Annotated in this window: 19 protein-coding genes; 1 reads left to right on the top strand and 18 read right to left on the bottom strand. The window is 39.6% G+C overall.

Annotation, left to right across the window (positions count from 1 at the left end; translation table 11 throughout):
• Nucleotides 1-90: 90 nt before the first annotated feature.
• The 9 genes from prmC to LJY09_RS25670 all read right to left on the bottom strand — a co-directional run bounded on the left by prmC (nt 91) and on the right by LJY09_RS25670 (nt 8,854).
• Entirely contained in the window at nt 91-942 is an 852-nt protein-coding gene (prmC, locus tag LJY09_RS25630) for a peptide chain release factor N(5)-glutamine methyltransferase (RefSeq protein ID WP_028411975.1), read from the bottom strand.
• Nucleotides 942-2,009: a peptide chain release factor 1 gene (prfA, locus tag LJY09_RS25635; protein ID WP_013059820.1), complete on the bottom strand. Its 1,068-nt coding sequence runs from the start codon at nt 2,007-2,009 to the stop codon at nt 942-944. The genes prmC and prfA overlap by 1 nt, the downstream gene beginning before the upstream one ends.
• A gap of 138 nt (nt 2,010-2,147) precedes the next feature.
• Nucleotides 2,148-2,762, bottom strand: coding sequence for a thymidine kinase (locus LJY09_RS25640; protein WP_153252841.1), 615 nt, complete (start codon nt 2,760-2,762; stop codon nt 2,148-2,150).
• Between the two features lie 204 nt (nt 2,763-2,966).
• On the bottom strand, nt 2,967-3,167 hold the full coding sequence (rpmE, locus tag LJY09_RS25645) for a 50S ribosomal protein L31 (RefSeq protein WP_013085477.1): 201 nt from the start codon (nt 3,165-3,167) through the stop codon (nt 2,967-2,969).
• Nucleotides 3,168-3,321: 154 nt separating this feature from the next.
• The gene (gene rho / locus LJY09_RS25650; protein ID WP_014457752.1) at nt 3,322-4,596 is read right to left on the bottom strand and encodes a transcription termination factor Rho; all 1,275 of its coding nucleotides are present in this window, start codon (nt 4,594-4,596) and stop codon (nt 3,322-3,324) included.
• 525 nt (nt 4,597-5,121) lie between these two features.
• Nucleotides 5,122-6,408, bottom strand: coding sequence for a UDP-N-acetylglucosamine 1-carboxyvinyltransferase (locus tag LJY09_RS25655; RefSeq protein WP_028411974.1), 1,287 nt, complete (start codon nt 6,406-6,408; stop codon nt 5,122-5,124).
• A 207-nt stretch (nt 6,409-6,615) separates the two neighbouring features.
• Nucleotides 6,616-7,260, bottom strand: coding sequence for a fructose-6-phosphate aldolase (gene fsa / locus LJY09_RS25660; RefSeq protein ID WP_099000243.1), 645 nt, complete (start codon nt 7,258-7,260; stop codon nt 6,616-6,618).
• A gap of 137 nt (nt 7,261-7,397) precedes the next feature.
• Nucleotides 7,398-8,255: a class II fructose-bisphosphate aldolase gene (locus LJY09_RS25665; protein WP_013059826.1), complete on the bottom strand. Its 858-nt coding sequence runs from the start codon at nt 8,253-8,255 to the stop codon at nt 7,398-7,400.
• A gap of 224 nt (nt 8,256-8,479) precedes the next feature.
• On the bottom strand, nt 8,480-8,854 hold the full coding sequence (locus LJY09_RS25670; protein ID WP_087944205.1) for a response regulator: 375 nt from the start codon (nt 8,852-8,854) through the stop codon (nt 8,480-8,482).
• Between the two features lie 237 nt (nt 8,855-9,091).
• On the opposite strand from LJY09_RS25670, the gene LJY09_RS25675 reads away from it, so the two are divergent.
• Nucleotides 9,092-9,622 carry a DUF2529 family protein gene (locus LJY09_RS25675; protein WP_033580394.1) on the top strand — a complete coding sequence of 177 codons (531 nt, stop codon included), beginning with the start codon at nt 9,092-9,094 and terminating at the stop codon, nt 9,620-9,622.
• A gap of 38 nt (nt 9,623-9,660) precedes the next feature.
• On the opposite strand, the gene LJY09_RS25680 is transcribed toward LJY09_RS25675, so the two are convergent.
• The 9 genes from LJY09_RS25680 to LJY09_RS25720 all read right to left on the bottom strand — a co-directional run bounded on the left by LJY09_RS25680 (nt 9,661) and on the right by LJY09_RS25720 (nt 22,920).
• Nucleotides 9,661-11,268 carry a CTP synthase gene (locus LJY09_RS25680; RefSeq protein ID WP_033580393.1) on the bottom strand — a complete coding sequence of 536 codons (1,608 nt, stop codon included), beginning with the start codon at nt 11,266-11,268 and terminating at the stop codon, nt 9,661-9,663.
• Nucleotides 11,269-11,588: 320 nt separating this feature from the next.
• A complete protein-coding gene (rpoE, locus tag LJY09_RS25685; protein WP_033580392.1) occupies nt 11,589-12,125 on the bottom strand; it encodes a DNA-directed RNA polymerase subunit delta in 537 nt (178 codons plus the stop codon).
• 349 nt (nt 12,126-12,474) lie between these two features.
• Nucleotides 12,475-15,717, bottom strand: a complete 3,243-nt coding sequence (gene icmF, locus LJY09_RS25690; RefSeq protein WP_098112253.1) for a fused isobutyryl-CoA mutase/GTPase IcmF — start codon at nt 15,715-15,717, stop codon at nt 12,475-12,477.
• On the bottom strand, nt 15,714-16,358 hold the full coding sequence (locus LJY09_RS25695; protein ID WP_014457745.1) for a TetR/AcrR family transcriptional regulator: 645 nt from the start codon (nt 16,356-16,358) through the stop codon (nt 15,714-15,716). Before LJY09_RS25695 ends, icmF begins: the two co-directional genes overlap by 4 nt.
• A 27-nt stretch (nt 16,359-16,385) precedes the next feature.
• Entirely contained in the window at nt 16,386-17,519 is a 1,134-nt protein-coding gene (locus tag LJY09_RS25700) for an acyl-CoA dehydrogenase (protein WP_013059833.1), read from the bottom strand.
• Between the two features lie 11 nt (nt 17,520-17,530).
• Complete coding sequence (locus LJY09_RS25705) at nt 17,531-18,658, bottom strand: acyl-CoA dehydrogenase (protein ID WP_028411970.1); 1,128 nt, start codon at nt 18,656-18,658, stop codon at nt 17,531-17,533.
• A gap of 12 nt (nt 18,659-18,670) precedes the next feature.
• A complete protein-coding gene (locus LJY09_RS25710) occupies nt 18,671-19,525 on the bottom strand; it encodes a 3-hydroxybutyryl-CoA dehydrogenase (protein WP_228307460.1) in 855 nt (284 codons plus the stop codon).
• Between the two features lie 15 nt (nt 19,526-19,540).
• Nucleotides 19,541-20,704, bottom strand: coding sequence for an acetyl-CoA C-acetyltransferase (locus tag LJY09_RS25715; protein ID WP_228307461.1), 1,164 nt, complete (start codon nt 20,702-20,704; stop codon nt 19,541-19,543).
• Between the two features lie 104 nt (nt 20,705-20,808).
• Complete coding sequence (locus tag LJY09_RS25720) at nt 20,809-22,920, bottom strand: (Fe-S)-binding protein (RefSeq protein ID WP_034263992.1); 2,112 nt, start codon at nt 22,918-22,920, stop codon at nt 20,809-20,811.
• Between the last annotated feature and the right edge of the window lie 77 nt (nt 22,921-22,997).

A 22,997-nucleotide genomic window follows, 5' to 3' on the forward strand; every position in this document is an offset into this window, starting at 1 on the left:
GGCCGAAAGCAAGATATCTTAAACTAGTAATTTAGTAAAAAAATGCATGATTTTCAAAAACCAAAGGGAAAATCATTCCCTCTGATTTTTTTAGTTATCACGAAGTTGTGCAAAAACCATTCGATCTTTTCCATTAATATCATATACACATTCTACAAAAGCTGTCGGAAACGTTTTTTGCAGCATCTCAGCTACATCTTTTGTCTGTCCGGCCCCGACCTCAAATCCAATAATACTGTTTGACTTCGTCACATATGGCAACTCTTCCATAAAACGTCGATAAAAATCCAGACCATCTTTTCCACCAAAAAGAGCTCGATTTGGCTCATGATCTTTTACCACTGTGGACAATTCATCATCTGCTGGAATATAAGGCGGATTAGACACAATTACATCAAATTTCTGATTTGATGATAGGAATGGTTGTAATAAATCTCCCTGTATAAACGTGACAGCAGCGTCCAGATTTTGAGCATTCTCCTTGGCTACATTTAAAGATTCTATAGCTATATCTGTTGCTGTAACATTGACGCTGTCAAGCTCCAACGCTAAAGTGATAGCAATCGCCCCACTTCCCGTTCCAATATCGACAAGCTCAATAGACTGGTGTTGAAATTCTTTTTTCATTCGAGAAATCATTCCATATACGAGCTCTTCTGTTTCCGGTCTTGGAATTAATACATGTTCGTTTACAATAAATGAACGTCCGTAAAATTCTTCTGTCCCGATGAGATATTGTACAGGCATCCCTGCTTTATGAGCATGGACATCTTGTTCAAACCTTTTTAGCGTTTCTTCTTCTAGTTCTTCCTGCAGAGCACCTAGCAAATGAGTTCTCGTCATCTGTAAGTGATGGCGAAGCAAGAGTTCTCCCGCGTTTTCATCTCGCTTTGCCTCTTTCAAAAAAGAAGAAGCCCACTTAAGGGCTTCAAATACTTTCATTAGTTCGAATCTTCCATTCGGCGCGCTTGGTCTTCCATTACTAATGCATCGATAATTTCATCAAGCTTGCCTTCTAAGATTTGATCTAGCTTTTGAATCGTCAGACCAATACGGTGGTCCGTTACGCGATTTTGCGGGAAATTATACGTACGGATACGCTCAGAGCGATCTCCTGATCCAACTGCTTGTTTGCGCGTTGCATCGTACTCTGCTTGTGCTTCTCGCTGGAATTTGTCGTACACGCGAGCACGCAATACTTTCATTGCTTTTTCTTTATTTTTAATTTGAGACTTTTCATCTTGACATGATACCACTGTATTTGTTGGTAAATGTGTTAAACGAACTGCCGACATCGTCGTATTAACACTTTGGCCACCAGGTCCACTTGAAGCAAATGTATCTACACGGATGTCTTTTTCATGAATGTCCACTTCAACTTCTTCCGCTTCAGGAAGACATGCTACCGTTGCTGTAGATGTATGAATACGACCGCCTGATTCTGTTTCAGGAACTCGCTGAACACGGTGTGCACCGTTTTCAAATTTCATCTTTGAGTACGCACCTTTACCGTTAATCATAAAGATAATTTCTTTATAACCGCCTACTCCAGTAGTCGTTGCTTCCATTACTTCTGTTTTCCAGCCTTGTGATTCAGCAAAACGAGAATACATGCGGTACAAATTAGCTGCAAATAACGCTGCTTCATCTCCACCAGCCGCTCCACGAACCTCCATGATTACGTTTTTATCATCGTTTGGATCTTTTGGAATTAATAAAATACGTAGCTTTTCAACTAGCTCTTCTTGCTGCGTTTCTAACTCGGCAATTTCTTCTTTGACCATGTCGCGCATATCTGCATCAAGCTTATCTTCAAGCATCGTTTTCGCTTCTGATAACTGCTCTTTTACATCTTTGTATTCCTGATAAGCGGCTACCGTTTGTTGTATATCTGATTGTTCCTTCGAATATTCTCTCAACTTAGAGGGGTTGTTTACGATCTCAGGGTCACTCAGAAGTTCGTTTAACTTCTCATAGCGCGCCTCTACCGCTTCTAAACGATCAAACACGTCATTCACCTCATTCTTTATCCATAACATTGTAATTATAGTATAGCTTTAAAATAGAGTCAAAACCTTGTTAATACACGTATATGAACAAAAAAACAGAACTGCGCGTTCTGTTTTTATCATCATAAAATTCTTGCTTTATTTTTCGACCATTTCGCTTGAGTCCACAGACACAGCCTGTCCTTTGGACTTTTGCACAACGTGGCAATGACGACATCTTGGTTCGTACGATTCAGACGCACCGACTAAAATAATAGGGTCGTCATAAGAAGCAGGCTCACCGTTAATCAAACGCTGCGTACGGCTCGCAGGAGAGCCACATGAAGCGCATACGGCCTGTAGCTTTGTTACCGATTCTGCAATAGCCATTAACTGGGGCATTTGTCCAAAAGGTTCACCTTTGAAGTCTTGGTCTAACCCTGCTACAATCACACGAAAGCCTTGATCTGCTAAAGATTGAACAATTTCTAAAATATCTGTGTCAAAAAACTGTACTTCATCTATCGCTACTACGTCTGTCTCTTCATTTACTCGCTTTAAAATATCGCGCGATGCTGAGATTGAATAAGCCATAACAGATGTACCATTATGTGAAACGACAGCTTCTTCACTATATCGATTATCAATTGCAGGCTTGAACACTTGTGCTTTTTGTTTAGCAAACTGCGTACGGCGCACACGTCGAATCAACTCTTCTGATTTCCCTGAAAACATACTGCCACAAATTACTTCTATCCAACCGCTTTGTTTCATTACGTACACCACTGCGGGACTCTCCCTTCTTCTCGTTCCGTTTCTGAGCGAACCGCTACTAACTTAATCTACGTCTTCTATGTAGATCTTATTCCTATGATAAAGTACCCACTTTTTTATCAAGCAGACACTGTTTTTCTACTTTTTTAAGCAAAAAAACAGGCAAGAAGTTAAGCTACTTGCCTGTTTGTTTCGACAATGTGATTATTTAAGACCGTATTTTTTGTTGAAGCGATCAACACGGCCACCAGCTTCAGCGAATTTTTGACGACCAGTGTAGAATGGGTGACATTCAGAACAAGTCTCAACGCGGATCTCTTCTTTTACAGAACCACTTTCAAATTCGTTTCCGCAAGTACATTTAACCATAACTGTTTTATAGTTTGGATGAATTCCTGTTTTCATTCGTTTCATCTCCTTCCGCCCTGAATCATTCTGAAACAGAGTTTATTGATAAAGATAGTGATGAAATAATAACTATTTCACTGTGTACTTTATCAACACACATGATGAAATTATAACAAGGGTTGTATGCTTTTGCAACCACATGTTTTATAACTTATCGTTTATTTGCTAGAAGCGTTTTTTTCTCTTCCGTTAACATCGAAAAGAACTCTTCATTTGTCTTTGTTTGACGTAAACGTTTTAAGAATTTTTCTGCAAAATCAGGAGCATCTGCCATTGATTTGCGAATTGCCCATAAGTGGTCTAAATGCTCTTTTGGAATTAACAGCTCTTCTTTACGTGTGCCTGAACGACGAATGTCAATCGCAGGGAAGATACGTTTTTCAGCTAGTGAACGATCTAGATGCAGTTCCATGTTACCTGTACCTTTAAATTCTTCATAAATAACATCATCCATACGAGAGCCTGTATCAATTAAGGCTGTTGCTAGAATGGTTAAGCTGCCTCCATCTTCAATGTTACGCGCAGCTCCAAAGAAGCGTTTTGGACGATGAAAAGCAGCTGGATCAATACCCCCTGATAGTGTACGACCGCTCGGTGGAATAACTAAGTTATAAGCACGAGCAAGTCTTGTAATGCTATCCATCAAAATGACAACATCTTTTTTGTGTTCGACAAGTCTCATCGCACGTTCAAGGACAAGTTCCGCTACTTTAATGTGATTTTCTGGCACTTCGTCAAATGTAGAACTGACAACATCACCGTCAACCGAACGCTCAATGTCCGTTACTTCTTCAGGACGCTCATCAATAAGAAGAACAATCAATTCCGCATCAGGATGATTGGTTGTAATGCTATTGGCAATTTCTTTTAACAGCATCGTTTTACCTGCCTTTGGCGGCGCAACAATTAGTCCCCTTTGCCCAAATCCAATTGGTGAAATCAAGTCAATAATACGCGTAGAGAAACTTCTTGGCTGAGTTTCCAGCAGCATTTGCTCATTTGGATAAATCGGGGTTAGTGCTGGAAAATGTACGCGTTCTTTTGACGTTTCTGGGTCTTCTCCGTTTACTGCTTCTACATGCAGTAACCCGTAGTAGCGCTCATTTTCTTTCGGAGGACGAACTTTCCCCGATACCTTGTCTCCATTACGCAGATCGAAGCGACGAATTTGTGAAGCTGAGATATAAATATCTTCTGAACTCGGTGAATAGTTAATTGGTCGTAAGAAACCGAATCCTTCTGACTGAATAATTTCAAGAACGCCTTCCATAAATAAAAGCCCATCTTGTTCAGCTTGAGCCTTTAAAATAGCAAAGACAAGTTCTTTTTTCGTTAATTTACTATAGTACGAAACTTTATACTCACGAGCATGTTCATATAGCTCTTTTAATTTCATATTTTCTAAACTGGATAATGTTAAGTTCATTAGGACACCACGCTTTATAATGAATAATTTTTAACCGTTCCTCCCATATTAAATTCAAATATAAAATTGAGAGATGATATGGATGGAATAAATCTGTGAAAATGGAGAATATAACCTTTGAAGTATAATAAGTAGAATCAATTGATTAACCATACACTTTTAGAAGAATAATTCCGACATAAAACCATTTATATTATCTTGATAAATTTAACGTAGCAATTTATATTCTAACCTTTTTCTATCTTTTTAATCAATCTTTTTTTACTTTAGAAGATGAATAAAAAAAAGGAAATTTAATAGCTTAAGAGAAGCAAGGAAAACCTTTTCATAATTTCACATTAAAGGAAATAAACTGGACGTTAAAATAAGAAGTGAAATTTATCTTTTAGCTTCCCCTTTTTATCTATTTACCCTATTCATAAATATATAAGCTACACAGACATAGAAGAACGTTCCTACACCTGTGTAGCTTATTTAACGGCTCATTTCTAGAATTTGCTTTCCTGACTGTTGTGCAATTTGCCTCTATGAATTTTGAAATTGTTCAATTTCTTCTTGAGTCATCTCTTCACGCCAAATCATTGCCCCTAAATCCGATAGCTTGTCTACTAAATGGCTGTAACCTCGGTCAATGTGCTCTAAACCCGTTACTTCTGTAATCCCTTTGGCCATTAAGCCTGCGGTTACAAGGGCTGCTCCTGCTCGTAAGTCCGACGCTTTCACACGTGCACCTTGTAAGTGAATGGGACCATTAATAATAGCTGAACGTCCTTCTACCTTAACAGATGCATTCATTCGTCTCAGCTCGTCAATATGCTTAAACCTTGCACCGTAAATTGTATCTGTCACAACGCTTGTACCTGATGCTCTTGTTAGAAGCGTCGTGAATGGCTGCTGTAAATCAGTTGGAAAACCTGGATATACTAACGTTTTAATATCTACAGGCTTCAACAGCTGACGAGTCGCTACGAGAATCTGATCTGAGCTTGTTTCGATATGAATACCCATTTCCCGCATTTTAGCCGTTAATGACTCTAGGTGCTGAGGGATAACGTTGTCAACAACAACTTCTTTTCCCATACTCGCTCCCATAATCATATACGTGCCTGCTTCAATTCGGTCTGGAATGATGGAATGACGGCATCCTTTTAATTGATCTACGCCATCAATTCGAATAACGTCCGTCCCTGCACCTTTAATACGGGCACCCATACTTGTCAGTAACGTAGCTACATCGATAATTTCAGGCTCTTTAGCAGCATTCTCGATAACGGTACGCCCTTTTGCTCTCACAGCAGCTAGCATGATATTGATTGTTGCTCCTACGCTCACAACGTCTAAATAAATTCGAGCACCAATCAGTTCATCAGCTCGAATGTAAATAGCTCCTTGCTCATTTGTTACTTTCGCACCAAGAGCTTCAAAGCCTTTAATGTGCTGATCGATTGGTCTTGGACCAAGGTAACAGCCTCCTGGAAGACCAACTACCGCTTTTTTAAAGCGTCCCAACATCGCCCCCATTAAATAATAAGAAGCGCGTAATTTTTTTACTTTTCCGTTCGGTAAAGGCATTGCAACCATTCCGGATGGATCTACTGTTAATTCGTCGTTATCAATGGTTACTTTCCCACCAATTTCTTCAACTAAATCCCCTAATAACTGCACGTCTGAAATATCAGGCAGACCTTCAATTGTAACAGGTGACTCGGCTAAAATTGTTGCTGGAATAAGCGCAACGGCACTATTTTTAGCACCACTGACGCGGACGGATCCACTTAAGGTAAAGCCACCTTGTATTTTTAACTTTTCCATTTATAGCTCCCTTCTAGTGAAAGAAAGTTTCTCACCTAGTAATTGAGGAAAATTTTGGTACAAAGAATACCTAAAAGAATGGTTATTTTTCCTATTACCTACTAGTGTACACGAAAATGAAAAAATCATGTATAGTTTCGACAAGATAAAAGAAAAATATGGCATTCACCTGTCAGGATGGTAAATGCCACACAAATTTATACATGTTTAGACATTTCGTTTTTCCCAATCTGCTAAAAATTGGTCAATTCCTGCATTTGTTAACGGATGTTTGAACAATTGCATTAAAACTTTGTAAGGAATTGTCGCAATATGTGCTCCATTTTTTGCAGCTTCTGTTACGTGCATCGGATGACGAATAGATGCTGCAATAATTTCGGATGGAATGTCATGAATTGCAAAAATACCTGCAATATCTGAGATTAAATCGAGGCCATTAAAACCAATATCGTCTAACCTTCCCAAGAAAGGCGATACGTAAGTAGCACCTGCTCTTGCTGCCATTAACGCTTGGTTAGCTGAGAAAATAAGCGTAACGTTTGTCTTAATACCTAAACTAGTAAATTCTTTTACTGCTTTTAAGCCATCTGGAGTCATCGGTACCTTGATTGTAATATTCGGCGCAATCGCAGCAAGCTCTTTTCCTTCGCGAATCATGCCTTCTGCATCAAGCGCAATCACTTCTGCACTTACAGATCCTTCAACGAACTCTGTAATTTCACGAAGACGATCTTCAAACGTGATGTTCTCTTTAGCTACTAAACTAGGATTTGTTGTAACCCCCGCTAACAAACCTAATGAATGCGCTTCCTTAATCTCGTCTAAATTAGCCGTATCAATAAAAAACTTCATGAATGCCATCCCCCTGTGTTATGTATTCAGAATGATAAGAAAATTATAGTAAAAATAAAACCGCCTTACAATAAAAATAAGACGGTTTTATTTTTCAGACTCAACTAACTGCAAACAGGCCATCCGAAGATTTCAAATTATGCTTTGTTAGAAGAACCGAATTCACGCATTTTACCTTGAACCGTTTCTTTGATTGCTTCGCGAGCAGGTCCTAAGTATTTACGTGGATCATATTGTTCAGGTTGCGCAGCTAATACTTCACGAACAGCTTTAGCTGAAGCAATTTGGTTTTCAGTGTTTACGTTGATTTTAGCAGTACCTAAAGAAACTGATTTTTGGATATCTTTTGTTGGAATACCAGTTCCACCGTGTAGAACTAATGGTAAGCCTGTACGATCTCCGATTTCTTTCATTTCAGCAAAACCTAGGTTTGGTTCACCTTTGTATGGTCCGTGAACTGATCCTAATGCTGGAGCTAAGCAATCGATACCTGTACGGTTAACAAGTTCTTCACACTCGTTAGCATCTGCATAGATAACACCCTCAGCAATAACGTCGTCTTCTTGTCCACCAACAGTTCCTAGTTCTGCTTCTACAGATACTCCGTGGAAGTGAGCTAGTTCAACTACTTTAGAAGTAATTGCAATGTTTTCTTCAAATGGGTGGTGAGAAGCATCGATCATTACAGAAGTGAATCCAGCATGGATTGCTTTTGCACATGATTCAAAGCTTGAACCGTGGTCTAAGTGAATTGCAACTGGTACTTGAACGTCGTAATCTTCGATTAGAGCTTCAACCATTGCTACAACAGTTTTGAAACCGCCCATGTAGCGTGCTGCACCTTCAGATACACCAAGAATAACTGGAGAGTTTTCTTCTTTTGCTGCTTGAAGAATAGCTTGAGTAAACTCTAAGTTATTTAAGTTAAATTGACCTACTGCATAGCCTTGTTCTTTTGCTGTAATAAGCATTTCTTTCATTGATACTAAAGGCATATTGAAATCCTCCTTAAAATCAACCTTAGATTAGATGCTAACCAAAAGGCACACTCAAATAGTATGCTCTTGAATTGAGTGTTTCATGTAGAAACAACGCGCATCTTTACATAATAGATTGTCGAATTATGAATACAGTAATTAGGATACCAACTAACAATGAAAACAGCAACATTTTTAGGCTGATATTCAAAATTTGTTAGTATGAAAACCCTACCAAAACCTTAATTCGACTTTACTGGTATATATTCCCTAACAACTTTGCGGATTTCATCAATATCAAAAGGTTTTGCAAAGTGAGTTAACGCTCCTAGATCTTTTGCTTCTTGAATCATATCCAATTCACCATAAGCGGTCATAATGATGACTTTAATCGTTTCATCGTGCTGCTTTAACCTTTTTAAAATTTCGATTCCATCCATTCCTGGAATTTTCATATCTAATAAGACAAGATCCGGTGCTTGCTCTTTTGTAATATCAATCGCCTGGAAGCCGTTCGCCGCTTGAAATGTCGTATAGCCTTCTTTTTGCAGCACTTCCGTTAATAAAATACGTATACCATACTGATCATCAACAATTAAAATTTTCTCTGCCAATATAATCCCACCTTTTATATTCCTCTTCTACAGACAAAACTAACATATGTATTTCGCCTTTAAAACAAAAATCCCTGCTAATTAGAGAAATTGTTACAAAACATAGCTTTTTTTGTCATCCATCTAACTTCATTGCACTTTACTTTCATTGTAGCTCATTTCAAGATAGAATACAGATAGCTTTTTTCGTTATAATGTGTAGATAGACGGCTTTAGCCGCTTAAATCGAAGGGAGATTCTATGCTTAAAATTTTCACAACTCAACTTTCAGGTTTTTTTAAACGAATTGAAGAACAAGAAGAATTCCAATTTGAAGATGCCGCGCGTATTTTAGCACAGGCCTCTGTCGGAGAAGGATTTATCTATATTTATGGTGTAGAAGAAATGCATGCCGTTACACTAGAAGCACTAAGCAGTGCAGAACCTTTAAGTCAGGCAAAACCTTTGCCTTTACATGAATTGGATCAGCTGACTAGCGTCGATCGCGTACTGCTTGTCTCTCGATTTTCAACAGATCACAAAGCTGTGGAAATAGCTGAACGTTTAAAGAAACGCGATATTCCATTTGTCAGCATTGCTGCTGTCCCTAAAGAAATAACCGAACCTTCTTTAACAGCACTCGCAGATGCTCATATTGATACAAAATTGTTAAAGCCCCTTATTCCTGGAGAAGACGGCTCAAGATTTGGTTTTCCAGCAATGATGGTCGCTTTATACGCGTACTACGGTTTAATTTTTACATTAAAAGAAATCGTAGAAGAATATGAATAAAAAACACGCTGTCTAAAGACAGCGTGTTTTTATTTCACTTATTTGTTTTGGCCTGACTCCATTGATGCGCGAATAAATTCTTTGAACAATGGTTGCGGTCTTGTTGGACGAGACGTGAATTCTGGGTGGAATTGTGAAGCCAAGAACCATGGGTGGTCTTTAAGCTCTACAATTTCAACTAAACGGCCATCCGGGCTTGTACCAGAGAAGATAAAGCCTTTCTCTTCCATTTGCTGGCGATATTCGTTGTTAAATTCATAGCGGTGACGATGACGCTCATACACCACTTCATCTTGATATGCTTCATATGCAAGCGTATCTTCAGACAATTTACAAGGATATAATCCTAAGCGTAATGTACCACCTAAGTCTTCTACGTCTTTTTGTTCCGGTAATAAGTCGATAATTGGATAATTTGTTTCAGGTGCAATTTCTGCTGAATGTGCGCCTTCTAATCCTAATACATTGCGTGCAAACTCAACTGATGCTAGCTGCATACCTAAACAAATACCTAAGAATGGAACTTTTTGCTCACGTGCATATTGTGTTGCCACAATTTTACCTTCGATTCCACGATCCCCAAATCCACCTGGAACTAAGATACCGTCTACATCACCAAGTAAATCTTGAACATTTTCTTTTGTTACAAATTCAGAATTTACCCACTTGATATTTACATCTGCATCGAATGCATATCCAGCATGTTTCATTGCTTCTACAACAGAAATATAAGCATCTTGAAGCTCTACATACTTACCAACTAATGCAATTTTTGTTGTGTTTGAAAGTCCTTTTACTTTCTCAACAAGTGCTTTCCACTCAGTCATTTCTGCCTCTTTGCAATCTAATTTCAAGTGATCGCATGTGATTTGATCTAAGTGCTGCTCTTGTAGAGATAGTGGAATTTCATATAATGTTTCAGCGTCTGCACACTCAATAACTGCTTTTGGATCAATGTCGCAGAATAAAGCTAGCTTATCTTTCATATCTTCAGAAATTGGCATTTCTGTACGAACAACAATCACGTTTGGCTGAATACCTAAGCTACGTAATTCTTTTACACTATGCTGTGTTGGTTTTGTTTTCATTTCACCAGCCGCTTTTAAATATGGCACAAGTGTACAGTGAATATACATAACGTTGTCACGGCCAATATCGCTTTTGATTTGACGAATAGCCTCTAGGAAAGGAAGTGATTCAATATCTCCTACCGTTCCGCCGATTTCAGTAATAACAACATCTGCGTTTGTTTCTTTGCCTGCACGGAAAACGCGTTCTTTAATTTCATTTGTGATGTGCGGAATAACCTGAACTGTTCCGCCTAAATAATCACCGCGACGCTCTTTTTTCAATACTGTTGAATATACTTTACCTGTTGTTACATTGCTGTAGCGATTTAAGTTGATATCGATAAAACGCTCATAGTGACCTAAGTCTAAGTCTGTTTCCGCGCCGTCATCTGTTACGAATACCTCACCGTGTTGGTATGGACTCATTGTTCCTGGGTCTACGTTAATGTATGGATCAAACTTTTGAATCGTTACGTTCAACCCACGGTTTTTTAATAAACGGCCTAAAGAAGCTGCTGTAATCCCTTTTCCTAGAGATGATACAACACCGCCTGTTACGAAAATATACTTTGTCATCTATACTTCCCCCTCTAAATAATTTGAACTGTACAATATTAAAAGTTTTCACATAAACAATCACAATTCATTCATTGTGCATGCGAAATTATAAGAAACCTTATGAATGTGAAACGTTCAAGAACCAAAAGAAAGTTTCTATCAAGGATTTATAAGAACATATCGGGGTGTAAAACATTGATAAATAAAATAAAAAAATTGCTCCCAATACCAAAACTGGATTGGGAGCAATAGTCTATTTTAAATAAAAACTTTTTAAATGCTTGTTTAAAGAGCCCAAAAAAGATTCTACCTACTTCGCTTGAAAAAGTCAAGAAGGATTATTTTTCTTTTTCGTCCTCATAATCGTCTTCTTCATCTTCCTCATCATCGTCTAGATCATCTTCTAAATCGTCAAAATCGTCTTCTGCAAGATCATCTTCATCTTCTTCTAGCTCGTCGATGTCTTCAAAATCTTCTTCTTCGTCTAGATCGTCAACATCTTCATAATCTAAATCTTCTTCTAGATCATCAAAGTCTTCAACTTCTTCAACAACAGCTTTTTTCGCTTTTTTCTTTTTAGGTTTTGCAACCGGAATAACTTCTTCTTCAGCCTGGTCAAAAGGATACCATCCACGAAGACCCCAATGGTTGTCCCCTACTGTTAAAAAGCGACCATCAATATTAATATCTGTATAAAACTGAGCTAATCTCGTTTTTAATTCTTGATCTGACATTTCCGCTGCTGCTTTAATTTCAGCAATAATTTCTTGGAATGACATTGCTTGACGATCTGTTTTTTCTTCTAGAAGCGCGTAAGCAATCTCAATCATCGACATTTCTTTTAAATCCGTTTTTGAGTACTGTGCTAAACTCAAATCTGGCACATCCTTTCTATGGCTATGTATATCGAAAATCTATTAAATCAATTCATCATATGTGTAAATGATGGAAACGAATAAATACATACCATTCATTATAAACAAATTCAATACATTTATGCTAGCCTCGTTTCTAAAATTCTCGAGAATTTCGCATAAAACAACGAAAAAATAGACATTTTATTACTATAATACATTCTACTTGATACACCAACAGTATCCTTTGACCAAAAGGAATTCACCATCAGTTATTCTGAGTCCGTTAGGGTTAAGTCTATAAAAGCCGCGATGACCAAAAATAGTCATCGCGGCTTTTAATATATCACTATATACTAACGATACATTATTACATATTTCGACGATATTGCCCACCGCATTCATATAAAGCTCGCGTAATTTCTCCTAAGCTGGCTACTTTAACAGTCTCCATTAACTCTTTGAAAATGTTCTCTCCTTCTGTTGCAGCTTTCTTTAACCTTTTCAGCGCGTCTTCTCTTTTTTCTTCATGCTGCTGTTGAAACTTCTGAAGCTGATTAATTTGATGATTTTTTTCTTCTTTTGATGCGCGGGCTAACTGCATGTCATCAACTGAGGAACTTTCCTCTTCATTTGGATTAATATACGTATTTACTCCTATAATAGGTAAAGCTCCCGTATGTTTTTGCATCTCGTATTCCATGGATTCATCTTGAATCTTACCTCGCTGATACTGCATTTCCATCGCACCTAAAACGCCGCCTCGATCATTTAAGCGTTGAAATTCAGCCAATACCGCTTCTTCTACCAAGTCTGTTAGTTCATCAATAATAAAAGAGCCCTGTAATGGATTTTCATTCTTAGTGAGTCCATGCTCTTTTGTAATGATTAGTTGAATGGCCATCGCTCTACGTACAGATTCCTCTGTCGGTGTTGTAATTGCTTCATCATACGCATTGGTATGAAGAGAGTTGCAGTTGTCATGAAGAGCCATTAAGGCTTGGAGCGTCGTACGTATATCATTAAAATTAATTTCCTGTGCATGAAGCGATCGGCCGGATGTTTGAATATGATACTTAAGCTTTTGACTGCGTTCATTTGCGCCGTATTTATCACGCATCACAATTGCCCATATTCTTCTTGCCACACGTCCAATAACCGTGTATTCAGGGTCAAGTCCATTACTAAAGAAAAACGATAAATTAGGAGCAAAATCATCAATATGCATCCCTCGGCTTAAGTAATATTCCACGTACGTAAAACCGTTGGCTAATGTAAACGCGAGCTGAGAAATTGGATTCGCCCCTGCTTCAGCAATATGATAGCCTGAAATAGACACAGAATAATAGTTGCGCACTTTCTCGTCAATAAAGTACTGCTGAATATCTCCCATCATTTTTAACGCAAATTCTGTGGAAAAAATACACGTATTTTGGCCTTGATCTTCTTTTAAAATATCCGCTTGAACGGTTCCTCTTACTTGTTTCAACGTACCCGATTTTACTTCCTCGTATTCCTGTTCCGTTAAAGGACGCTTTAATTCTTCTTCTTTCTTTTCTACCTGCTGGCTGATAGCTGTATTCATAAACATAGCTAATAATATCGGAGCCGGCCCATTAATCGTCATCGAAACGGAAGTCGAAGGATGGCAAAGATCAAATCCCTTATACAAAAGTTTCATATCATCAAGCGTACAGACATTTACGCCGCTTTCGCCAATTTTCCCGAAGATATCCGGCCTTGGATCCGGATTTTCTCCATAAAGCGTTACAGAATCAAACGCTGTACTTAAACGCTTGGCCTCATCATCTTTTGACAAATAGTGAAAGCGGCGATTGGTTCGTTCTGGTGTTCCTTCACCTGCGAATTGACGCTTAGGATCTTCACCTTTTCGTTTGAACGGAAAAACACCTGCTGTGTATGGAAATGCACCTGGCACGTTTTCTTTATAAAGAAAACGAAGAACTTCCCCGTATTCATCAACCTTTGGAAGGGCCACGCGCGGAATACGCAGTCCTGATAGCGTATCAACTTGCAAAGACGTTTTAATTTCTTTATTTCTTACCTTTGTAATAAGTTCTTCTTGCCGATACTGACTTTTTAATTTAGGCCAGTTTTCCAGCTTTTCAATCGATTCGGCCGTTAGCTGTTTTTGATATTTCTCCTTTAGCTGAGTGAGCTCTTGCTTGGCTGTTTCTGTTTCCACTTCTTCGAGAGCACCCTCTAGCTGATAAAATTTACGCGCTGTTTGCGCTTGAACGTCCGTATTGCGGTGATAAGAGCGAACGCTGTTTACAATCTCCTGTAAATATTGCTGTTGATCATTAGGAATGATGGTATATTTCTTTTCACTTACGCGCTCTGATGATTTTTCTACGTGCCAAGACGTACGGTATGTTTGATACAGATGATTTACAAGATCTTCAAATAAAATATTTGTTCCCCCGTCGTTGAACTGACTCGCGATTGTTCCGTAAATTGGCATCGTAGAGAGACTATTTTCAAACAGCTGATGATTGCGCTGATATTGACGCTGCACTTGTTTTTTTGCGTCTTCGGAACCTTTTTTTTCAAATTTATTGATGACAATAAAGTCTGCGTAATCAATCATTTCAATCTTTTCTAACTGCGACGGCGCGCCAAATTCGCTTGTCATGACATAAAGAGAGACGTTTGCAATATCTTTAACTTGAGCATCAGCTTGCCCGATGCCGCTTGTTTCGACAATGATAATGTCGAAGCCCGCTTTTTTCACGACGGCAATTCCATCTCGAATGGCCGCCGATAGCTCATGTCCAGATGAACGCGTGGCCAAACTTCTCATATACACACGAGGAGACGCTGCGATGTTCATGCGAATTCGATCCCCAAGAAGCGCTCCTCCGGTCTTTTGTTTAGTTGGATCAACGGATAAAACAGCTACATGAATATCTGGAATATGTTCAATAAACCTTCTTACTAATTCATCCGTAAGCGAACTTTTCCCCGCTCCTCCTGTTCCTGTGATTCCAATAACCGGTATTTTTTGATCTGTCTCGCTGTCGATTACACTTTCTCGTATTTCTTCAAGAGCGGCTGCATGCTCTTTTGTGTATTCATAGGCTTCATTTTCAGCACATGTAATAAGCTGGGCAATTAAACGGTCATTAGCCGGCGTTAAGGTTCGATCATTCGGCAGTGCAGGGGGATTTGTGTAATAACAATCATCGATCATGAATTGAATCATGCCTTCTAACCCCATTTTTCGTCCATCTTCCGGAGAAAAGATTTTAGAGATGCCGTAATCATGAAGCTCTTGAATCTCACTCGGAATAATTACCCCGCCGCCGCCGCCATAAATTTTAATATGAGAAGCCTGTTGTTCTTGGAGTAAATCGTACATATACTTAAAATATTCTACATGGCCGCCTTGGTAAGAAGAAATGGCGATCCCCTGAACATCCTCTTGTATGGAAGCGTTAACAATTTCTTCAACAGATCGGTTATGCCCCAGATGAATGACTTCTACCCCCTTGGCTTGAAGAATCCGTCTCATAATATTAATAGACGCATCGTGGCCGTCAAACAGGCTAGAAGCGGTTAAAAAACGAAGCGGTCTTTTGCTTGTATTCAAACTGTCTCCCCCTCACACAGTTGTTGAAATGAAAAATTTTTAAGTAAAAAATCCAACTGCATATTTGTATATTCTTCTAGTGAATAATGCTTTTGCAGCCACCATCTGCGAAATGCCCACATCTGACCTTGAACAAATAAATGATGAGCAAACAGCGAAATTTCTTTATCCGTAAGTGCAAATTGATTGTTTTCTACGCAGCCTTCGATAATAACCTTAAACATTTCAACCATATCCAGCTCTTTTTTTAATACATATGGAAGCGCATCTTTAGACAGCGATTTCGCTTCTTGGTACATAACTAATACTTCATCTTGAAGCTCATCTACAACTTTAAAATAGTGTTGAATCGCTTGTTGAAGCTCAGCGATTGTATAACGATCCACTACCATCTCTTCTAATCGCTCTCTCACTTCGTCGTAAATGTTGTCACATACAAGATATAAAACATCTTCTTTAGATTGAATATATTCGTAAAGTGTACCGATACTGAACCCAGCGGCTTTGGCAATTTCCCTTGTTGTTGTTCGGTGAAAACCTTTTTCCTTAAATAGCGTGACGGCCCCTTTAATCATTTGATTACGACGCTCTACAATCAGCTTTTCATCTTTAATGGATGTGAGAACTTCTCTCTTTTTCATTTTTTCACCTCTCCTACAACAAGTGTTTTATTTAGCAAGATACCTAGAAATGACGAGACGCTGAATTTCTTGTGTACCCTCATAAATTTGCGTGATTTTTGCATCTCTCATAAAACGTTCTACTGGATAATCTTTTGTATAACCGTACCCTCCAAATACTTGAACAGCTTCTGTCGTTACTTTCATTGCTGTATCCCCAGCATATAATTTTGACATGGCTGATTCTTTGCCGTATGGCAGCCCTTGAGACTCGAGCCAAGCAGCTTGATAGGTTAACAGTCTGGCAGCTTCTATACTCGTGGCCATGTCGGCTAACTTAAACGCAATTCCTTGCTGAGAAATAATGGGCTTTCCAAATTGCTGACGTTCCTTTGCATAAGCCACCGCCGCATCTAACGCTCCTTGAGCAATTCCTACCGCCTGCGCTGCAATACCATTTCGGCCGCCATCTAGCGTCATCATGGCAACTTTAAATCCTTCTCCTTCATTTCCTAGCAAATTTTCTTTTGGAACACGGCAATCCTCGAAAATAATTTCTGTGGTAGGTGAGGAGCGAATGCCCAGTTTCTTTTCTTTTTTACCAACTGAAAATCCCGGCATATCTTTTTCAATAATAAAAGCGCTCGTGCGTTTTTCATTAGGATCGATGCGAGCAAATACGACGTAAATATCCGCTTCGCCGCCGTTTGTAATAAAGATTTTAGAACCATTTAAAATATAATCTTCTCCGTCCTTTACAGCGAGCGTTCTCATTCCTCCTGCGTCTGATCCAGCACTCGGTTCCGTTAACCCATAAGCACCTATTTTCTCACCCGTTGCCATAGGTTTCAGGTATTTTTGTTTTTGTTCTTCTGTTCCGAATGTATAGATTGGCCAGCCGGCAAGAGAAGTATGAGCCGACAACGTAACGCCTGTTGATGCACATACTCTAGATAGTTCTTCAACGGCAATGCAATAAGCTAGATAGTCACTGCCGATTCCTCCGTATTGCTCTGGCCATGGAATACCTGTTAATCCTAGATCAGCCATTTGTGTAAAGATTCCTCTGTCAAAACGCTCTTCTTCATCTCGTTGTGCAGCTGTCGGAGCCACTTCGTTTTTGGCAAAGTCTCGCACCATTTTTCGAATCATTTCGTGCTCTTCTGAAAGTTTAAAAAACATGATTATTCCCCCTATAGTTGACTGCTAATGACAATGCGCTGAATTTCGCTTGTACCTTCGTAGATTTCGCACACTTTGGCGTCACGAAAATACCTCTCTACTGGATAATCTTTCATATAACCATAGCCTCCCAAAACTTGAATCGCATCGATTGCTACATTCATAGCCGTCTGGGAAGCAAACAATTTCGCCATTGAGGCTTCTTTTTTGCAAGGAAGTTTTTGATCATATAAAAAAGCGGCTCTGTACATTAAAAGCTTCGCTGATTCAACAGCCGTTTCCATATCAGCCAGTTTAAAGGCAATTCCCTGCTGAGATAAAATCGGCTTTCCAAATTGATATCGTTCATTTGCATAGTTTTTGGCTGCCGTTAACGCACCTTCAGCAATTCCTACCGCCTGAGCAGCAATACCAATTCTTCCAGCATTTAAATTAGCCATAGCAATTCGAAATCCTTCACCTTCTTCTCCGAGACGATTTTCTACAGGCACCTGCATATTTTCAAAGTGCAGTTGAACCGTTCGAGAACCGTGAAGACCCATTTTATGTTCATCTTTTCCTACTGAAAATCCCTCCATCGTCTTTTCAACGATAAAGGCGCTCATCCCTCTCGACCCGCGTTCGGGATTCGTTTTAGCAAATACAATATATGTATCCGCTTCTCCCCCGTTTGTAATGAAAAGCTTTGACCCATTTAAAAGATAGTGGTCTCCTTTTCGTTCTGCTTTTGTTTTTAGGCTTGCGGCATCAGACCCTGCACTAGGTTCTGTTAGGCAAAAAGCACCTAAATATTCACCTGTCGCAAGTTTTTTTACATACTTTTGTTTTTGATCTTCCGTCCCAAATACGACAATAGGATTCGTACCTACAGAAGTATGAACAGACAAAATGACGCCGAGGGCTGGACTTACTTTTGATATTTCGTGGATGGCAATCATGTATGACACAAAGTCCAGTCCACCTCCTCCGTATGTTTGAGGAACGGGAATGCCCATCAGGCCAAGATCAGCCATCTGCTTTAATAAACCTCGAGGAAATTCACCCTTCTCCATGTTTGGCACAGCCGCAGCGACTTCTTTTTCACTAAAATCAGCTACCATCTTTTTAATCATGTGTTGTTCAGACGTAAAAAAGATCATTTTGCCACTCCTTTATGTTTCGTACGTAAAAAATCCTTTTCCTGTTTTTCGACCAAGCCATCCTGCCTTTACATATTTCCTAAGCAATGGACAAGGACGATATTTGTCATCACCAAACCCTTTATGGAGCGTTTCCATAATAAACAAACATGTATCGAGGCCGATGAAATCTGCTAATGTCAAAGGTCCCATTGGATGGTTCATTCCTAGTTTCATCACTTGATCAATATCCTCTTCGTTTGCTACACCTTCATAGAGCGTAAACACAGCTTCGTTAATCATTGGCATTAAAATTCGATTTGAAACAAACCCTGGAAAATCATGAACTTCCACCGGGTTTTTATTTAATTTTTTTGTTGTTTCATAGACTGCTTGATACACTTCATCAGCAGTAGCCAGCCCTCTAATAATTTCAACGAGCTTCATCACGGGAACAGGATTCATAAAGTGCATGCCAATTACTTTTTCAGGTCGAGTGGTCACAGCTGCAATTTCAGTAATAGGAAGCGAAGACGTGTTGGTTGCTAAAATAGTATGACTCGGGGCTAACGAATCCAACTCCGCAAAAATGGCTTGCTTGACTTCCATCTTTTCCACAACCGCTTCGACGATTAAATCTGCTTTTTGTGCTGCTGTTATTTCATTTGCCAAGTGAAGGCGCTCCATAATCCCTTCATATTCCTTAGCTGAGAGAGAACCTTTTTCCACCTGTTTTTTCAGACGTTTATCAATACCTTCTATTCCTTTTTGTGTATTTTTTTGATCAACGTCATACAAAGAAACTTGATATCCGTTCGCAGCAAATACTTGCGCAATGCCTGCTCCCATCTGACCTGCTCCAATAACCATAACTGTTTCAATATTCAAGTTGATTTCCCCCTTTTACACTTCTACCATGATGGCATCACCTTGGCCGCCGCCGCTGCAAATAGAAGCAATGCCTAGTCCGCCGCCTCGTCGTCTTAATTCATGAATGAGCGTTACAACAATACGGGCGCCGCTTGCTCCAATCGGATGTCCAAGTGCCACTGCCCCGCCGTTCACATTTACTCTTTCAGCCGGAAGCCCTGCAATCTCCATACTCATTAATGCTACTGCTGAAAAAGCTTCATTGATTTCAAACAGCGCAATATCGTCTACTGTCTTCTTTGTTTTTTGCAGTAGCTTGTTAATAGCAAACCCAGGCGTTTTCGGAAATTCCCTTGGCTCCATCGCAAGAGAAGTATGGTTTATAATCGTAGCCAACGGCTCATAGCCATTTGCTTTCGCCACATCTTCATCCATTAGCATGAGCGCAGCTGCTCCGTCATTCACGCTAGGTGCATTTCCTGCTGTAATGGTTCCACTGTGGCCAAATACAGGCCGAAGAGACGAGAGTTTTTCTAACGACGTATCTTTTCTTGGTCCTTCATCTTTTTGAACCGTTATCGTTCCTTTTTTAGACGGAATATCAACTGAAATTCTTTCTGCATCCCATCTCCCTTTTTCTTCTGACTCTACCGCTAATTGATGACCGCGAAGCGCCCATTCATCCTGCTTTTCTCGGGAAATATTCATTTCAGAAGCTATTTGATTTCCATACGTACCCATTTGCACCCCTGTAAAGCTGCATGTCAAACCGTCATGAACCATCAAATCCGTCACCACGCTATCTCCCATCCGGAATCCCCATCTTGCTTTTGGAAGAAGATACGGCGCGTTACTCATCGATTCCATTCCACCTGCAATGATTGTTTTTGCTTCTCCTAATCGAATCAGCTGATCAGCAGTTGTAATACTGCGCATACCCGATGCACAAACTTTATTAATGGTTTCCGTCTCTACTTGCCACGGTAAACCTGCATAATGCATGGCTTGCCTAGAAGGTAGCTGTCCTTGGCCCCCTTGCAGCACGCACCCCATAATAACGGAATCAATTTCTGTACGTCCCTTTGATGCTGCTTGAATCGCTCTCCCCCCTAGTTCTGCCGCTTTTAGTCCGCTTACGCTGCCACCTAATTTTCCAAAAGGTGTTCGAACTGCACTCACAATAACTGTTTTCCCCACTATTGTTTCCTCCCCTTTTTCCTACTCTTTGTCCTTGCCGATTGAACGCTTGCTCAATTTCTTTTCTTTAAAAAGTAGAGATGAATACCATCTCTACTTCTCCTTTATGAAACCTGTTCTTGCACGTCACCATAAATTGACTTTTCAAGCAGTTCTGCTACGTCATACGTATGAACCTTTTCTTCTACTTCTTTTGCTTTTGTTCCGTCACTTAGCATCGTTAAGCAGTACGGACAACCTGAACTGATAATGCTTGGATTAACGGCTAAGGCTTGTTCCGTGCGCGCTACGTTAATGCGCTGGCCGGTCGTTTCTTCCGTCCACATTAACCCTCCTCCTGCTCCACAGCACATACCATTTTCACGGTTGCGATCCATTTCAATCAAACTAACACCTGGAATCGCTTTCAAAATTTCTCTTGGTGGACTGTATACTTCGTTATATCTTCCTAAATAACAGGAATCATGGAAGGTAATTTTTTCATTAACCGCATGTTTTGGTGTCAGCTTACCTTCTTTCACCAACATAGCTAATAATTCTGTGTGATGATACACTTCTCCTTCAAAACCGAAATCTGGATATTCATTTTTGAAGATATTGTAAGCATGTGGATCAATCGTAACAATTTTTTTGATTTCATTTTTTTCAAATTCAGCGATATTTTTAGAAGCTAACTCTTGGAATAAAAATTCATTGCCCAACCTGCGGGGCGTATCACCAGAATTTTTTTCTTTATTTCCTAAAATCGCAAATGAAACACCCGCTTCATTGAGAAGCTTAGCAAACGATAGAGCGATTTTTTGACTGCGGTTATCATAAGATCCCATCGAACCTACCCAGAACAAATACTCAAACGTTTCACCCGCTTTACTTACTTCTTTAACAGTCGGAATGTGAACATCTTCTCTTACATGTCGCCATTCTTCACGCTCTTTTCGGTTTAATCCCCAAGGGTTTCCTTGACGCTCAATATTCGTCATGGCACGCTGAGCATCCGCGTCCATCTTTCCTTCGGTTAATACTAAAAAACGTCGTAAATCTATGATCTTATCTACATGCTCGTTCATTACGGGACATTGATCTTCACAGTTTCGGCACGTTGTACATGCCCAAATTTCTTCTTCCGTAATGACATCTCCAATTAGGGCGGGATTATATTCCGCTGTTGCTGCGGCTTCTGCTCCGCCTTGGCTGGCCGCCATCATCGCCAGCTGATTTCCTTTTGTTTTAGAGAATGCATACGTAGGAACCCAAGGAGCCTTAGATGTCACAACCGCTCCTTTTTCTGTTAAGTGATCGCGCATCTTCAAAATTAAATCCATTGGAGACAAAATTTTCCCCGTACCAGTTGCCGGACACATATTCGTACATCGACCGCATTCTACACAGGCATATAAATCAATGAGCTGATGCTGCGTGAATTCTTCAATCTTACCAACCCCAAACGTCTCCTGCGTCTCATCTTCAAAATCAATCTTTTCAAGCTTACCTGGCTTAGAAACACGGTTAAAAAATACGTTAGCCGGTCCAGCCAGTAAATGAGCATGTTTTGATTGAGGAACATATACTAAAAACGTCAATAACACGGCTAAGTGAATCCACCATGAAACATAAAAAATGGAGATAGCGGCAGTATCATTGATTCCCTTAAACAAGATGGCAATAGATGACGCAATCGGTTCTGTCCATGCTGGTTCATGATTATGCCAGATGATTGACATGCCGTTTCCAACAAGCACTGACAGCATAAGTGCTCCAATAAAAATCAGTACTAAACCAGATTTAAATCCTCTTTTTAAACGCACAAGCTTTTCTACATAGCGACGGTGAAAAGCCCAGACAACTGCTACTAAAATCAAAAACGTCACAATTTCTTGGAAAAATGTAAAGCCGGGATATAAAGGTCCAAGCGGCAAATGTTTACCTGGAAGCAAACCTTTTATAATGAAGTCTAACGCGCCGAACTGAACTAAAATAAACCCATAAAAAAACATGACGTGCATAATTCCACTTTTTTTATCTTTTAACAGTTTCTTTTGTCCAAACACATTCACCCAAATTTTTTGCAGCCTTTCTTTTAACCGCTGATCAAATTCAACTTTTTTTCCTAATTGAATGTACTCAATGCGTGTGCGAATTAAATATACAAACAAAGAGATAGCGTAAGCGGTTACAATAATAAAAAAGAGAAAATTCACCCACAGCAACCCTGTCATCTCGTCCCCTCCTTGAATAATTTGTTACCTTTCTTTCCTCCTGACGACTAAATTTTCTGATAATATATCTGTTTTCA

It is taken from the genome of Priestia sp. J2 (assembly GCF_020790095.1).
In the GTDB taxonomy this organism is placed as follows: Bacteria; Bacillota; Bacilli; order Bacillales; family Bacillaceae_H; genus Priestia; species Priestia zanthoxyli.